This is a genomic window from Pseudomonas sp. JR33AA (genome assembly GCF_021378985.1).
Lineage (GTDB): Bacteria > Pseudomonadota > Gammaproteobacteria > Pseudomonadales > Pseudomonadaceae > Aquipseudomonas > Aquipseudomonas alloputida.
This window is the reverse complement of the sequence record NZ_JAJSAW010000007.1, coordinates 79970-94789: the sequence shown is the minus strand read 5'-3', so window position 1 is coordinate 94789 and position 14820 is coordinate 79970. Positions and strand designations below refer to the sequence as shown.

The 14820-nt window shown below is 63.2% G+C and carries 13 protein-coding genes; 7 read left to right on the top strand and 6 right to left on the bottom strand.

The features are described from left to right. Positions 1-107 precede the first annotated feature (107 nt). The 5 genes from LVS58_RS13520 to LVS58_RS13500 form a co-directional block, all read right to left on the bottom strand. Positions 108-1448, bottom strand: a complete 1341-nt coding sequence (locus LVS58_RS13520) for a sensor histidine kinase (protein WP_233691521.1) — start codon at positions 1446-1448, stop codon at positions 108-110. Positions 1449-1506: 58 nt separating this feature from the next. Continuing rightward, positions 1507-1923 (bottom strand): Spy/CpxP family protein refolding chaperone, encoded by a 417-nt coding sequence (locus LVS58_RS13515; RefSeq protein WP_233691520.1) that lies wholly within the window; start codon positions 1921-1923, stop codon positions 1507-1509. A gap of 160 nt (positions 1924-2083) precedes the next feature. Next, a complete protein-coding gene (locus LVS58_RS13510) occupies positions 2084-2761 on the bottom strand; it encodes a response regulator transcription factor (protein WP_233691519.1) in 678 nt (225 codons plus the stop codon). A 284-nt stretch (positions 2762-3045) separates the two neighbouring features. Further along, positions 3046-3345 (bottom strand): YciI family protein, encoded by a 300-nt coding sequence (locus tag LVS58_RS13505; RefSeq protein ID WP_015271283.1) that lies wholly within the window; start codon positions 3343-3345, stop codon positions 3046-3048. Position 3346: 1 nt separating this feature from the next. Beyond that, positions 3347-3940: a septation protein A gene (locus LVS58_RS13500; RefSeq protein ID WP_233691518.1), complete on the bottom strand. Its 594-nt coding sequence runs from the start codon at positions 3938-3940 to the stop codon at positions 3347-3349. 67 nt (positions 3941-4007) lie between these two features. On the opposite strand from LVS58_RS13500, the gene LVS58_RS13495 reads away from it, so the two are divergent. From LVS58_RS13495 to LVS58_RS13470, 6 genes are all read left to right on the top strand, one after another. Continuing rightward, a complete protein-coding gene (locus LVS58_RS13495) occupies positions 4008-4868 on the top strand; it encodes a PHP domain-containing protein (protein ID WP_233691517.1) in 861 nt (286 codons plus the stop codon). A gap of 13 nt (positions 4869-4881) precedes the next feature. Then, positions 4882-5511, top strand: a complete 630-nt coding sequence (locus LVS58_RS13490; protein WP_233691516.1) for an L-threonylcarbamoyladenylate synthase — start codon at positions 4882-4884, stop codon at positions 5509-5511. 125 nt (positions 5512-5636) lie between these two features. After that, complete coding sequence (locus tag LVS58_RS13485; RefSeq protein WP_233691665.1) at positions 5637-6362, top strand: segregation and condensation protein A; 726 nt, start codon at positions 5637-5639, stop codon at positions 6360-6362. After that, positions 6349-7119: an SMC-Scp complex subunit ScpB gene (gene scpB, locus LVS58_RS13480; protein WP_233691515.1), complete on the top strand. Its 771-nt coding sequence runs from the start codon at positions 6349-6351 to the stop codon at positions 7117-7119. The genes LVS58_RS13485 and scpB overlap by 14 nt, the downstream gene beginning before the upstream one ends. 188 nt (positions 7120-7307) lie before the next feature. Beyond that, on the top strand, positions 7308-8375 hold the full coding sequence (gene rluB, locus LVS58_RS13475) for a 23S rRNA pseudouridine(2605) synthase RluB (protein ID WP_233691514.1): 1068 nt from the start codon (positions 7308-7310) through the stop codon (positions 8373-8375). 641 nt (positions 8376-9016) lie between these two features. Then, entirely contained in the window at positions 9017-10435 is a 1419-nt protein-coding gene (locus LVS58_RS13470; RefSeq protein ID WP_233691513.1) for an amino acid permease, read from the top strand. 278 nt (positions 10436-10713) lie between these two features. Here LVS58_RS13470 and LVS58_RS13465 read toward each other — a convergent pair whose 3' ends face one another. After that, on the bottom strand, positions 10714-11598 hold the full coding sequence (locus LVS58_RS13465; protein WP_233691512.1) for a LysR substrate-binding domain-containing protein: 885 nt from the start codon (positions 11596-11598) through the stop codon (positions 10714-10716). Between the two features lie 152 nt (positions 11599-11750). Between LVS58_RS13465 and ydiJ the strand changes: the two genes are divergently transcribed. Then, entirely contained in the window at positions 11751-14771 is a 3021-nt protein-coding gene (gene ydiJ, locus LVS58_RS13460) for a D-2-hydroxyglutarate dehydrogenase YdiJ (RefSeq protein ID WP_233691511.1), read from the top strand. Positions 14772-14820: the final 49 nt, after the last annotated feature.

The window sequence follows — 14820 nt, the reverse complement described above, 5'->3', positions numbered from 1 at the left end:
ATCAAGGCACCTGGCCTATTCGCGGGTAAACCCGCTCCTACAGCGGCATTTACATCCCCTGTAGGAGTGGGTCTACCCGCGAAAAGGCCAGGCGCTTTTACAGCACATCAACTGCCTGCCGCTCCAGCAAGGGGCAACTCCAGCCTGGCCACAAACCCACCGTGTGGATGATTCTCCAGCACCAGGCTACCGCCATGGCGCTCCGCTGCCTTGCGCGCAATCGCCAGCCCCAGGCCATGCCCCGGTGCTTCCTGTCCCGGCGCGCGGAAGAACGGCTCACCCAGTTGCGCCACGTGCTCCGCTGCCGCCCCCGGCCCATGGTCACGCACGCTGATCACGATGCGGTCCTGCTCGCGTGCGGCGCTGACCTCGACCGCCTGGCCCACCGGGTTGAAGCGCAGGGCATTGCGCAGCAGGTTGTCCACGGCACGCTCTATCAGCGTTGGCCAGCCCTGCAAGCTCAATCCCGGCTGCGCCTCCAGGCGCACGTCCTGCTCCGGCGCACTTAGCAGGGCGTCCTTGCATACGCTGCCGAGCAAGGCATTGATGTCGACGGGTTCGGCATGAGCCTGTTCGGCATCCACTCGGGCCAGGGCGAGGATCTCGCTGATCAGGTCTTCCAGGCGGTCACACTCGCGGGTCAGGCGTGGCCACAGCGCTTGCCGCTGCTCAGGCTCGGCGCGTTCGGCCAGGGCCAGGGCGATACGCAGCCTGGCCAGCGGCGAGCGCAGTTCGTGGGACACATCGCGTAGCAGCTGGCGCTGGCTGCCAATGGTGCTTTGCAGGCGTGCGCCCATCTTGTTGAAGTCCTTGGCCAGCACACCAAACTCGTCGCGCCTCGCTGCCAACCGTGCCAGGCTGTTCTGCTGATAGGTGGTCTGGCCCAGGTCGTGTACGGCGCTGCGCAGGCGGCTTAACGGGCGGGTGATGGACAGTGTCACCAGCAGGCTGAACAGGGTCAGCACGACCAAGGCAATGCCCAGGGCGCTGAGTGGCCACAGCAGGCTTTCACGGTGCCAGGCATCCAGCGCCGGGTGGGGGATGCGGTAGATCAGCAAGTAGGTTTCGCCGGTGTCGGGGCTGGTGTATTCCTCGGTCAGCCGGCGCCATGGCAAGCGCCGCTGGTCATTGTGCTGGCGCGCTTCGAAGGCTGCCGCACGGCGTGGGAAGGTACCGGGCACCACGGCCTCGCCGCTATCGTCGAGCACCTGCACGTCGATCTTGTAGCGGTCCTTGCGTCGTTCCAGAAAGTGCTGGGCCGCCTCCAGGCCTTCCTGCTCATAGTGCTTGGCCCACTTGCTGGCCAGGGTATTCAGGCCCGGGTGGCGGCTGAGGATCCAGGCGTCCTGGTTGAGCATGTGCCCCAGCAGGATCGACAGGCCTGCGACCAGGGTGATGGCCAGCCAGAAACTGGCCAGGATGCGCCAGAACAGTGAACGCAAGTGCACCTCCTAAACGAGAAAAGCCCGGCCCGCAGTGATGCGGGCCGGGCACGGGGCGGACAGCTTACTGGGCCTTGGCGCCTTTTTCAGCTTTCCAGGCCTGGAACTCCTGCCACTCGGCTTTCTTGGCAGCGCGTTCTTTTTGCAGTTCATCGAACTTCTTCTGCTGGTCAGGCGTGAGCAACTTGCGCACTGCGCTGTCGGTCTTGTCGCGGTTGGCTTGCAGTTCATCCTTCATGGCTTTCTGGTCGGCGGCTGGCAGCTTGGACAGGTAGCGCTCGGTAATGTCGCGGCGCTGCTGCATTTGCTCGCCCATCAGCTTGCCGATCTGTTGGCGCTGATCGCGGCTCAGGTCCAGTTGGTGGAAAGGCGCATCACCGCGGTGATGCGGGCCGTCGTGGCGCGGGCCGCCGTCGGGCATGGCCATGGCGACGGTCGGCAGAGCGGCAGCGAACATCAGGGCGATAAGGGTCTTGCGCATGGTGTCTCTCCTTTCATAGGCCGGTGATTACCGGATGAGCACAGTCTAGGGAGATCACCGTCAAGCGCAGTCAGGGGAGGGTAAAGGCAACGTAAAGATGATGGGGCCGGGCAGGCACGGCCCTGTGCTGCCAATGGAGCGTGCAGCGGCCCCGGTATTTTTACAGGCAGTAGTAATAGCCACGGCTACGCAACGCCACAATGCGTGGCCGGCCATCGGCGTGTGGGCCAATCTTCTTGCGCAGATTGCTGACATGCATGTCCAGACTGCGGTCGTACAGGGTCAGCTTGCGACCCAAGGCGATCTGCGCCAGTTCCTGTTTGTCCAGCGGCTCGCCGGGCTGGCGCAGCAGCGCTTCAAGGATACGGCTTTCGGACAGGGTCAGGGTCATTTCGCGGCCATCGATGCTTGCCACACCCCGCGCAGGGCTGTAGACCAGGTCACCCAGCTCCATCTGGCTGGTCGTGGCGGTGGGGTGGCTGCGGCGCAGTACCGCGCGCAGGCGGGCAGTGAGCTCACGCGGGTCGCAGGGTTTGGCCAGGTAGTCGTCGGCGCCCAGCTCCAGGCCCAGAATGCGGTCCAGTGGCTCGCCGCGGGCTGACAGCATCAGCACCGGTAGCTCGGCATGCTCGCTGCGCAGCTGCTTGAGAAGCTCCAGGCCACTGCCGTCGGGCAACATTACATCCAGCACCACGGCAGCAGGGGCATGCTCGGCCAGGGCCAGGCGTGCGCTCTGCCCATCGTGGCAAGCACGCACGGAAAACCCTTCCTGGGTCAGCCAGCTGCCGAGCAGCTCGCACAGTTCCTGGTCATCATCAATCAGTAACAGCTCGCTCATGACTCACTCAATTCAACCATTGGCGGCGGTTATTCGGCCCGCCAGTGGCAAAGATACCGCAGACGGATGGCCCGAGTATAACTGGTACCGCGTGGGCCCCTTCGCGGGTAAACCCGCCCCTACAGCAGGCAGTGTTCAGCCCCCGACGTGTAGGAGCGGGTTTACCCACGAATACGGTGGTGGCGGCAACGGTGAACGGCGGGTGGAGATTGGCCAGCAGGCCCGGCCTCTTCGCGGGTGAACCCGCTCCTACGGGCGATCGCACAAGGCCGTGCCGTCTCGGGTCAAGGCAGTACTTGCTTGAACGGCTTGACCACCACCTTGTCGTACACACCCGCGGCAATGTAAGGGTCGGCGTCGGCCCAGGCCTGCGCTGCCGCCAGGGAATCGAATTCGGCAACGATCAGGCTACCGCTGAAACCCGCTTCGCCCGGGTCGTTGCTGTCGATGGCCGGGTGCGGGCCGGCCAACACCACGCGGCCTTCGGCCTTGAGCTGCTGCAGGCGTTCGATGTGCGCCGGGCGGGCAGCCAGGCGCTTTTCCAGGGAGTTTGCGACGTCGCTGGCGATAATGGCGTAGAGCATGTCAATCCTTGGGTTTGGAGGTAGAAGGGTCATCGTGCAGGTGGCGCGACAGGTACACGCCTTGCGCCACCAGGAAGATCACGGTCATGCCCAGGCTGCCGAACACCTTGAAGTCCACCCAGAAGTCCTGGAAGGTGAAGGCGACGAACAGGTTGGCCGCGCCGCAGAACAGGAAGAACGCGATCCAGGCCAGGTTCAGGCGCCCCCAGATGGCATCGGGCAGGGTCAGGGCGTGGCCCATGATGCGCTTGATCAGTACCCGATCACCGATGAAGTGGCTGCCGGCAAAACCCAAAGCGAACAGCCAGTTCACGACGGGAGCTTTCCACTTGAGAAAGGTTTCGCTGTGAAAGGTCAGGGTCAGGCCACCGAATACCAGGCAGGCGATCAGCGTCAGCCACTGGCCCTTTTCCAGCTTGCGCTGGCGCAGGAAAAGAGCGCCATACACGACCAGCGAGCTGATGATCAGCGTGGCTGTGGCGCTGTAGATGCCGCCAAGTTCGAAGTGATGACCGGCGACTTCCATGGGGCGCGGGTCGAGCTTGTAGACGATGAAGAACAGTAGCAGCGGGATGAAATCGATGAATTGTTTCACAATGGCAGCCAGAATCGGGATGTGACGGCATAATAACAAACATCGATTCCAGCGAAAGCGCTCCTCTATGAATGTTGATCTGCACTGTCACAGCACGGCCTCCGACGGCGCCCTGTCGCCTTCGGTACTGGTTGCCCGGGCTCATGAGCACGGGGTGCAAGCGCTGGCACTGACCGACCATGACACCCTCGAAGGCCTGCCCGAGGCGCGCCAGGCCTGCGCTGACCTGGGAATGCGCTGGGTCAGCGGTGTGGAGCTGTCCTGCACGTGGGGCGGCGCGACCATCCATGTGCTGGGCTATGACTTCCCGCTCGACGCTCCGCCCTTGCTGGCGGCGATTCAAGCATTGCACCGCGGCCGCTGGCTGCGCGCCGAAGAAATCGACAAACGGCTGGCGGGCAAGGGCATGCCCGGCACGCTTGAGGGCGCGCGCGCCGTGCAGCAAGAGCTGGGTGATAGCGGAAATGCCCCGGCGCGCCCGCATTTTGCCGAATACCTGGTGCGTGCCGGGCACGTCAAGGACCGTGGTGAAGCGTTTCGCAAGTGGCTGGGCGCCGGCAAGCTGGGCGACGTCAAGCAGCACTGGCCGACGCTCGACGAAACCGTTGCCACGCTGAGGCAGTCCAACGCTTGGGTGAGCCTGGCGCATCCCATGCACTACGACCTGACCCGCAGCAAGCGCAGGCGGCTGATTGCCGACTATATTCAGGCAGGAGGGCAGGCGCTTGAAGTGGTCAACGGGATGATGCCTGCCGAGCAAGTGGGCACCATGTCCATTCTTGCCCGTGAGTTCGGCCTGCTGGCAAGCGCTGGCAGTGATTTCCACGGCCCCGGCACCTGGGGCGAGATCGGTGCCTATCGGCTTTTGCCCGAGGATCTGCCACCTTTGTGGCGTCGATTCAGCCATGCACAGCCTTTGGCGCTATGAACAGGACGATTACGTGAGCCAATTTTTCCAGATTCATCCGGAGAACCCACAGGCGCGCCTGATAAAACAGGCCGTCGAGATCATCCGCAAGGGTGGCGTTGTGGTGTACCCGACCGACTCGGCCTATGCGCTGGGTTGCCAGATCGGCGACAAGGGCGCGATCGAGCGTGTGCGGACCTTGCGCAAGTTGGACAAGCAACACAATTTCACCCTGTTGTGCTGCGATCTGTCGCAGATGGGGCTGTTTGCCAAGATCGGCACCTCGACCTTCCGCCTGCTGAAGGCGCATGTTCCCGGGCCCTACACCTTCATCCTCAACGCCACGCGTGAAGTGCCGCGGCTGCTGATGCACGAGAAGCGCCGCACCATCGGCCTGCGCGTGCCGTCCAACCCGATTGTGCTGGCGCTGCTTGCAGAGCTGGGCGAGCCATTGATGAGCGTCAGCCTGATCCTGCCGCCCGAAGAAGAGCCGATGACCGATCCTTATGAGATTCGTCAGCGCCTCGAGCATCACGTCGACCTGATCATCGACGGTGGCTACGGCGATCTCAAGGCGTCTACCATCATTGACCTGACGGGCGACGAGCCTGCGCTGATCCGCGATGGCTGCGGCGACCCCACGCCGTTCCTGGTCGACGCGTGAGCCAGCTGGAAACACCCGAAGCGTCCGCCGAGCAGGTCGAGGCGCCGCAGCAATTGCAGTTGGCCCTGGTCTATGGCGAAGCCCTGACCGAACTGCCGCTGGACCTGTACATCCCGCCGGATGCGCTGGAAGTCATCCTCGAAGCCTTCGAAGGGCCGCTGGACCTGTTGCTGTACCTGATCCGCAAACAGAACATCGACATTCTCGACATCCCTGTGGCCGAGATCACCCGGCAGTACATGGGCTATGTGGAGCTGATGAAAAGCGTGCGCCTTGAGCTGGCCGCCGAATACCTGGTGATGGCTGCCATGCTTGCCGAGATCAAGTCACGCATGTTGCTGCCGCGTTCTGCCGAGGTCGAGGAGGAGGAGGGTGACCCACGCGCCGAGCTGATCCGCCGCCTGCAGGAGTACGAGCGCTTCAAGGCCGCCGCCGAGGGCATCGACGAATTGCCACGGGTCGGACGCGAGGTGGTGGTGCCGCGCCTTGAGGCGCCGCAGGCCAAGGTACGCAAGCTGTTGCCCCAGGTCAGCCTGGAAGAGCTGTTGATGTCCATGGCCGAGGTGATGCGCCGTAACGACCTGTTCGAAAGCCATCAGATCACCCGTGAGACCTTGTCCACCCGCGAGCGCATGAGCCAGGTCCTGGAGCGTCTGAAGGGCGGTGCCTTTGTGCCGTTCATCGCGCTGTTTGCTGCCGAGGAGGGCAAGCTCGGTGTGGTGGTGACCTTCATGGCCATTCTCGAACTGGTGAAGGAATCGCTGATCGAACTTGTGCAGAATGAACCTTTCGCCGCCATTCATGTGCGGCTTCGCCCGGCGCCAGTTGAAGAACCCGATGAACCTGAATGAACCCCGCGACCTGGCGTCGCTGATCGAAGCCTTCTTGCTCGCTTCGGGCAAGCCGCAATCCCTTGAGCGCCTGTACGAGCTGTTCGAGGAAGCCGAGCGCCCCGAGCCCAAGGTGTTCAGGCAGGCGCTGGAGGTGCTGGGCAAGTCGTGCAGTGGGCGTGCCTTCGAGCTCAAGGAGGTGGCCAGCGGCTATCGCCTGCAGATTCGCGAGGATTATGCCCCTTGGGTCGGGCGCCTGTGGGAAGAGCGCCCGCAGCGCTATTCGCGAGCGCTGCTTGAGACACTGGCCCTGATTGCCTACCGCCAGCCGATCACCCGTGGCGAAATCGAGGACGTGCGGGGCGTTGCGGTGAACAGCAATATCATCAAGACCATGATGGAGCGCGATTGGATTCGCGTGGTCGGCTACCGCGAAGTGCCCGGGCGGCCGGCGATGTTCGCCACCACCAAGGCGTTTCTCGACCATTTCAACCTCAAGAGTCTCGAGGACCTGCCGGCCTTGGTCGAGCTGCGCGAAATGGAACCGCAGCCGCTGCTAGACCCGGATGATGCGCCGGTGCCTGCGCACTTGCAGGCGTTGGCAGATGCCAGCCTTGGCGAAGAGGAAGAGCTTGCCGAGCCGAAGGAGGAGACCAGCTTCCGTAGCCTGCTGGTGGAGCTGGATGCCATGGAAGAAGGTTTGAAAACCGATTTTGATGATCTGCGGGGAGCAGAGCCTGAGCCTTCGGTGGAGGAAGAGAACAAGGCACAACCCTGATTGATCTGCTGCCTGTGCTGGCCTCTTCGCGGGCCAGCACAAAGCCCACTGGGCAGAAAATCATACCCAGCCCCACAAAACCCTCTACCCTCCAGTGCGTTCCACTGATGAACCGCGTATGATGCGCGGCCTTTTGGCGCGTTCGTCGCCAGAAACCTGTTTTCATTCCTACACCGGGAGGTGCCCAGATGAGTGAGCAAGACCTGAAAGAAACCGAAATCACCCCGCCGTCCGGCGAAAAGCTGCAGAAAGTGCTGGCGCGCATTGGCGTGGGCTCGCGGCGTGATGTCGAGGCCTGGATCAGCCAGGGGCGCATCAAGGTCAACGGCGTCGAGGCCACCCTTGGCCAGCGCGTAGACTTGCACGACGCCATTACCGTGGACGGCAAGCTGATCAAGCGCGAGGAGGCCGCCGAGGCCACCCGCCGAGTGATCATGTACAACAAGCCCGACGGCGAAATCTGCACCCGTGACGACCCGGAAGGGCGTCCGACCGTGTTCGACCGTTTGCCACGGCCAAAAGAAGGCCGCTGGATCAACATCGGCCGCCTCGACATCAACACCACGGGCTTGCTGCTGTTCACCACCGACGGTGAGCTGGCCAACCGCCTGATGCACCCGTCCTACGAGATGGACCGTGAGTACGCGGTACGTGTGCGTGGTGAAGTCGACGACGAGATGATCGAGCGCCTGAAAGCCGGTGTAATGCTGGAAGACGGCCCGGCCAAGTTCACCGATATCCAGAAGGCACCGGGAGGCGAAGGCTTCAACCACTGGTACCACTGCGTGGTGATGGAAGGTCGTAACCGTGAGGTGCGTCGCCTGTGGGAATCCCAGGGCATGGTGGTCAGCCGCCTGAAGCGTGTGCGTTTCGGCCCGGTGTTCCTCAATTCCGACCTGCCGATGGGCCGCTGGCGCGAAATGACCCAGGGCGAAATCGACATCCTCGCCGCCGAAGTGGGCCTGCAGCCGGTAGCGCTGCCCGCCATGAAGCTCAAGGCCAAGGACAAGATGGAGCGCCTGCAGCGCAAGTCGAGCCGCCCGCTGGGCCGTGGCGAGCGTGTGCGCAACCTGCGCCCTGCCCAGGAAGGTGCCGCTACTGGCGAACGCCCGGCGCGTCAGCCGCGTGAAGAAGCCCCGCGTAAACCCAACCGTGGCAGCACGGTGGCTGAGCGCCCGAGCGAGATGCGCAAGCGTCCAGGCAAGCCTGATGGTGACAAGCCGGCAGGCCGTGGTCGCGGCAAGCCGCGTGGCTGATAAGCCAGTGTGGTCATAAGGAACCAGCCTTCGGGCTGGTTTTTTTATGCCTGCGGGAAATGTGGGCCAAGCGGCCCAAGATACTGAACAAAAAGAATTTTTCGGACGACTGGCAAGTTCTTGAACCGCTCTGTAAAGAAAGTTATACGAATGTGGCCCTTTTCAGTCCGCATTTCAGATCAAGCCCCATCGTGTAAACAAACCTTGCCGGCGCCCCTGTGCCAAAGTCGCCGCCATGGCGCCACCCACCCTTGCCCAAACCCCCGTCCCCACGGTGTTATAGCCGCCATTGCCGTGTGCAGGAGCCCGTCCACAGAGCCGGGCTGACAAAACAACAAATGGAGGCGCCATGTACGCCGATCACTCCGCCTTTCAAGGCCTACACCACAGGAACGCTGCGTTTTTTCCCGGGGAAACAATGCAACGCGTTGACGCCTGCGCGTTTGCAGGGGTATACAGTGCGCCGCGTTTTACCTGTGACCCTCTTGCGTACCGCGCACTCTTGATCACGCCTGGTTGACCCGCTCCGGCGGCACCTGAGGTCAAGAAACCCAAGGTAACCACCTTGCCCATTCCGCTGCGCCACGAGCGCGGTGGGTCCGATTCCGTCACAGATAAAAACAATGCAGGTGACTTCGTTCATGAGTGGACAAAACATGCATTCAGGCGAGCTAAAGCGGGGCCTGAAGAACCGCCATATCCAGTTGATCGCCCTCGGCGGCGCGATTGGTACCGGCCTGTTCCTCGGCTCGGCAGGCGTGATGAAATCCGCCGGCCCGTCGATGATCCTTGGCTACGCCATCTGCGGCTTCATCGCCTTCATGATCATGCGCCAGCTGGGTGAAATGATCGTCGAAGAGCCGGTGGCCGGCTCGTTCAGCCATTTCGCCCACACCTACTGGGGTGGTTTCGCCGGCTTCCTGTCGGGCTGGAACTGCTGGGTGTTGTATATCCTGGTGGGTATGTCGGAGCTTTCGGCGGTCGGCAAGTACGTCCACTACTGGTGGCCGGAGATCCCCACCTGGGTCACGGCGGCAGCATTCTTCGTGCTGATCAACGCCATCAACCTGATGAACGTGAAGCTCTTCGGTGAAGCCGAATTCTGGTTCGCCATCATCAAGGTGGTCGCCATCGTCAGCATGATCGGCCTGGGTGCCTACCTGCTGACCAGCGGCAGCGGCGGCCCTGAAGCCACCGTAGCCAACCTGTGGTCACACGGCGGTTTCTTCCCCAACGGCGTCAGCGGGCTGGTAATGGCCTTGGCGTTCATCATGTTTTCCTTTGGTGGCCTGGAAATGCTCGGTTTCACCGCTGCCGAGGCCGACAAGCCAAAGACCGTGATCCCCAAAGCGATCAACCAGGTCATCTACCGCATCCTGATCTTCTATGTCGGTGCCCTGGTGGTGCTGCTGTCGCTGACCCCGTGGGACAACCTGGTCGCCAGCATCGACGCCTCGGGTGGCAGCTACGGCAGCAGCCCGTTCGTGCAAGTGTTCTCGCTGCTGGGCAGTGACGTGGCTGCCAACCTGCTGAACTTCGTGGTGCTGACTGCGGCGCTGTCGGTGTACAACAGCGGCACCTACTGCAACGCCCGCATGCTGCTGGGTATGGCCGAGCAGGGGGATGCCCCGGCGTCGCTGGCCAAGGTCGACAAGCGCGGCGTGCCAGTGCGTTCGATCCTGGTGTCGGCTGCCGTGACCTTGGTCGCCGTGCTGCTGAACTACCTGATGCCACAAAACGCGCTGGAGTTGCTGATGTCGCTGGTCGTGGCCACCCTGGTGATCAACTGGGCGATGATCAGCTACTCGCACCTGAAGTTCCGTCAGCACCTCGACCGTACCGGCCAGAAGCCACTGTTCAAGGCTCTGTGGTACCCCTACGGCAACTATGTGGTGCTGGCTTTCGTGGTGCTGATCCTGGGCATCATGCTGATGATCCCGGGCATCCAGGTGTCGGTGTATGCGATCCCGGTGTGGCTGCTTGCAATGTTCGTGGTGTACGTGGTCAAGTCGCGGCGCCAGGTGAATGCGAGTGGTGCTGTTGAGACTCTGGCCAAGTAAGGCGCCATAAGCGGTATGCGGAAGCCCGGAGTCAGGTGACTGGCTTCGGGTTTTTTGTTGTCTGTGCGGTCCTGTTCGCGGGTGAACCCGCTCCTACAACGACCTGGTATGCCTGAGGCTTGCGTAACCCTTGTAGGAGCGGGTTTACCCGCGAATACGGTTGCGGCGGCTACGGTGAAAGGATGGTGGAGATTGGCCAGCAGGCCCGGCCTTTTCGCGGGTAAATCCGCTCCTACAGGTACGGCGTTGCCCTCAGGTCAGGTGATCCCGCCAAAAAATCAGATCTGCTCCAGCAACCAGCCTCTGAATGCCCGCAACGAGGGCAGCGCCTCATTCCTCGGCGGATAGATCAAGTAATAACTGCGCTGGCTGGCAAACGCCACGCCCGGGCTGTACAGCTCGCCCTTGGCCAGTTCCTCCTCCACCAATATGCGCGGCACCAGCCCGATCCCGATTCCGGCACGTACCGCCTGGATCAGGTGCGAAGTCAGCTCGAAGCTCGGCCCCAGCCGCATCGCCCGATGCGGCTGGCCATGATGGGAAAACCACTCACCCCAGGCATGCGGGTTGTTGGCCACGTTCAGCAGCACCTCTTCGCTGATCCTGGCCGGGCTCCAGTCTTGGCTACCCACACCGGCCTCCGGCGGCAAGATCACCACCAGCTCCTCGGCATGCAGGCGATGGCAGACAAGCCCCGGCAAGTCGTGGCTGGCCACGCCGATGGCGGCATCGATTTCGCTGGTGTCGAAGTTGATAGCTTCAATGCGCGAATGAATGTGTACCAGCATCCCTGGGTGAGCGCTGTAGAACGCATGCAGCCTCGGCAGCAGCCATTTCGAGCCGAAGGTGGGCAGGGTGGCCAGGCGCAAGGTGCCCACCCCCGACTGGTAGGCCAGTGCCTGCAATGTGGCGCTACGGATGCGCCCCAGTGCCTCGCTGAGCTCGCGCTGGTACAGGCGGCCGACATCGGTCAGCTGCACCTGGCGCCCCTCGCGGCGGAACAGGGTCAGGCCCAACTGCTGCTCCAAGGCTTGCACCTGGCGGCTGACCGCGCTCTGGGTCAGCGACAGCTCGGCGGCGGCGCGGGTGTAGCTTTCATGCCGGGCGGCGGCTTCGAACGCCAGCAGCAGTGACATGGATGGGGTCAGATGGCGGTAATTCATTCATAAAAGTCATTGATAGCGGCAGGATTATCCGTTTGCCCCTGACGCGAAACTACAGGAACATTGGCCTATACGTCATCCCTGCATGCCTGAACACATGCTGGGGCGACAGGTATCCCGTGATTTAGCCCATATCAAGAGGCCATCCTTCGATGATCGCCCAGCTGTCCACCGTTGCACCGAGCGCCAATTACCCCGAATTCCTCGAAGCCCTGCGCAGCAGCGGCTTCCGCGGCCAGATCAGTGCCGACTACGCCACCCGCACGGTACTGGCCACCGACAACTCGATCTACCAGCGCTTGCCGCAGGCGGCGGTGTTTCCGCTGGATGCCGACGATGTGACGCGGGTCGCCACGCTGATGGGCGAGCCGCGCTTCCAGCAGGTCAAGCTGACCCCCCGCGGGGGTGGCACCGGCACCAACGGCCAGTCGCTGACTGACGGTATCGTCGTCGACCTGTCGCGGCACATGAACCAGATTCTCGAAATCAACGTGCAAGAGCGGTGGGTGCGGGTACAGGCCGGTACGGTCAAGGACCAGCTCAATGCTGCGCTCAAGCCGCACGGGCTGTTCTTCGCCCCTGAGCTGTCCACCTCCAACCGCGCCACGGTCGGTGGCATGATCAACACGGATGCCAGTGGCCAGGGCAGTTGCACCTACGGCAAAACCCGCGACCACGTGCTGGAGCTGCACAGCGTGCTGCTCGGTGGCGAACGCCTGCACAGCCTGCCCATCGACGATGCTGCGCTGGAGCAGGCCTGCGCCGCGCCGGGCCGGGTCGGCGAGGTGTACCGCATGGCCCGGGAAATTCAGGAAACCCAGGCCGAACTGATTGAAACCACCTTCCCCAAGCTCAACCGTTGCCTGACCGGCTACGACCTGGCGCACCTGCGCGACGAGCAGGGCCGCTTCAACCTCAACAGCGTGTTGTGCGGCGCCGAGGGCTCGCTGGGCTACGTGGTCGAAGCCAAGCTCAACGTGCTGCCGATTCCCAAGTATGCGGTGCTGGTCAATGTACGCTACACCAGCTTCATGGATGCGCTGCGGGATGCCAATGCGCTGATGGCGCACAAGCCGCTGTCGATCGAGACGGTCGACTCCAAGGTGCTGATGCTGGCGATGAAAGACATCGTCTGGCACAGCGTTGCCGAGTACTTCCCGGCGGACCCCGAGCGCCCGACGCTGGGCATCAACCTGGTGGAGTTCTGCGGCGACGAGCCGGCCGAGGTCAACGCCAAGGTGCAGGCGTTCATCCAGCACCTGCAAAGCGACACCAGCGTGGAGCGCCTGGGCCACACCTTGGCCGAAGGCGCTGAGGCAGTCACCCGCGTCTATACCATGCGCAAGCGTTCGGTGGGCCTGCTGGGCAACGTCGAGGGCGAAGTGCGCCCGCAGCCGTTCGTGGAAGACACCGCGGTACCGCCAGAGCAGTTGGCCGACTACATCGCCGACTTCCGCGCACTGCTCGATGGCTACGGCCTGGCCTACGGCATGTTTGGCCACGTCGATGCCGGCGTGCTGCACGTGCGCCCGGCACTGGACATGAAGGACCCGGCGCAGGCCGCGCTGGTCAAGCCGATTTCCGACGCTGTTGCCGCGCTGACCAAGCGTTATGGCGGCCTGCTGTGGGGTGAGCACGGCAAGGGCCTGCGCTCGGAATATGTGCCCGAGTACTTCGGCGAGCTGTACCCGGCATTGCAGCGTCTGAAGGGCGCCTTTGACCCGCACAACCAGCTCAACCCGGGCAAGATCTGCACACCGCTGGGCAGCGCCGAGGGCCTTACCCCGGTCGATGGCGTGACCCTGCGCGGCGACCTTGACCGTACCATTGACGAGCGCGTATGGCAGGACTTCCCCAGCGCCGTGCACTGCAACGGCAATGGCGCCTGTTACAACTATGACCCCAACGATGCCATGTGCCCGTCGTGGAAGGCTACCCGCGAACGCCAGCATTCGCCCAAGGGTCGTGCCTCGCTGATGCGCGAGTGGCTGCGCCTGCAGGGCGAGGCGAACATCGATGTGCTGGCTGCGGCGCGCAACAAGGTGTCGTGGCTCAAGGGCCTGCCGACGCGTCTACGCAACAACCGCGCGCGCAACCAGGGCCAGGAAGACTTCTCCCATGAAGTGTACGACGCCATGGCCGGCTGCCTGGCGTGCAAGTCGTGCGCCGGGCAGTGCCCGATCAAGGTCAATGTGCCGGACTTCCGCTCGCGCTTCCTTGAGCTGTACCACGGTCGCTACCAGCGCCCGCTGCGTGACTACCTGATCGGCTCGCTCGAGTTCACCATCCCCTACCTGGCGCACGCACCGGGGCTGTACAACGCGGTGATGGGCTCGAAGTGGGTGAGCCAACTGCTGGCCGACAAGGTGGGCATGGTCGACAGCCCGCTGATCAGCCGCTTCAACTTCCAGGCTACGCTGTCTCGTTGCCGCGTTGGCATGGCCACGGTGCCGGCCTTGCGCGAACTGACCCCGGCCCAGCGCGAGCGCAGTATCGTGCTGGTGCAGGACGCCTTCACCCGCTACTTTGAAACACCGCTGCTGTCTGCCTTCATTGACCTTGCCCACCGCCTGGGGCACCGGGTATTCCTGGCGCCGTACAGCGCCAACGGCAAGCCGTTGCATGTACAGGGCTTCCTTGGCGCGTTTGCCAAGGCGGCGATCCGCAATGCCACACAGCTCAAGGCCCTGGCCGACTGCGGTGTGCCGCTGGTGGGGCTGGACCCGGCGATGACGCTGGTGTACCGCCAGGAGTATCAGAAAGTGCCAGGCCTGGAGGGTTGCCCGAAGGTGCTGCTGCCGCAGGAATGGCTGATGGATGTGCTGCCCGAGCAGGCGCCTACCGCGCCGGGCAGCTTCCGCCTGATGGCGCACTGCACCGAGAAGACCAACGTGCCGGCCAGCACCCGGCAGTGGGAGCAGGTGTTCGCCCGTCTGGGGCTGAAGCTGGTGACCGAGGCCACGGGTTGCTGCGGTATGTCCGGTACCTATGGGCATGAGGCGCGCAACCAGGAAACCTCGCGGGCCATATTCGAGCAGAGCTGGGCGACCAAGCTGGACAAGGAAGGGGAGCCGCTGGCGACTGGCTACTCGTGCCGTAGCCAGGTTAAACGCATGACCGAGCGCAAGATGCGTCACCCGCTTGAGGTGGTGTTGCAGTACGCTCAGCGTTGAGGTTCAGGGCCTTTGGGGGGCTGCTTTGCAGCCCTTCGCGGGTAAACCC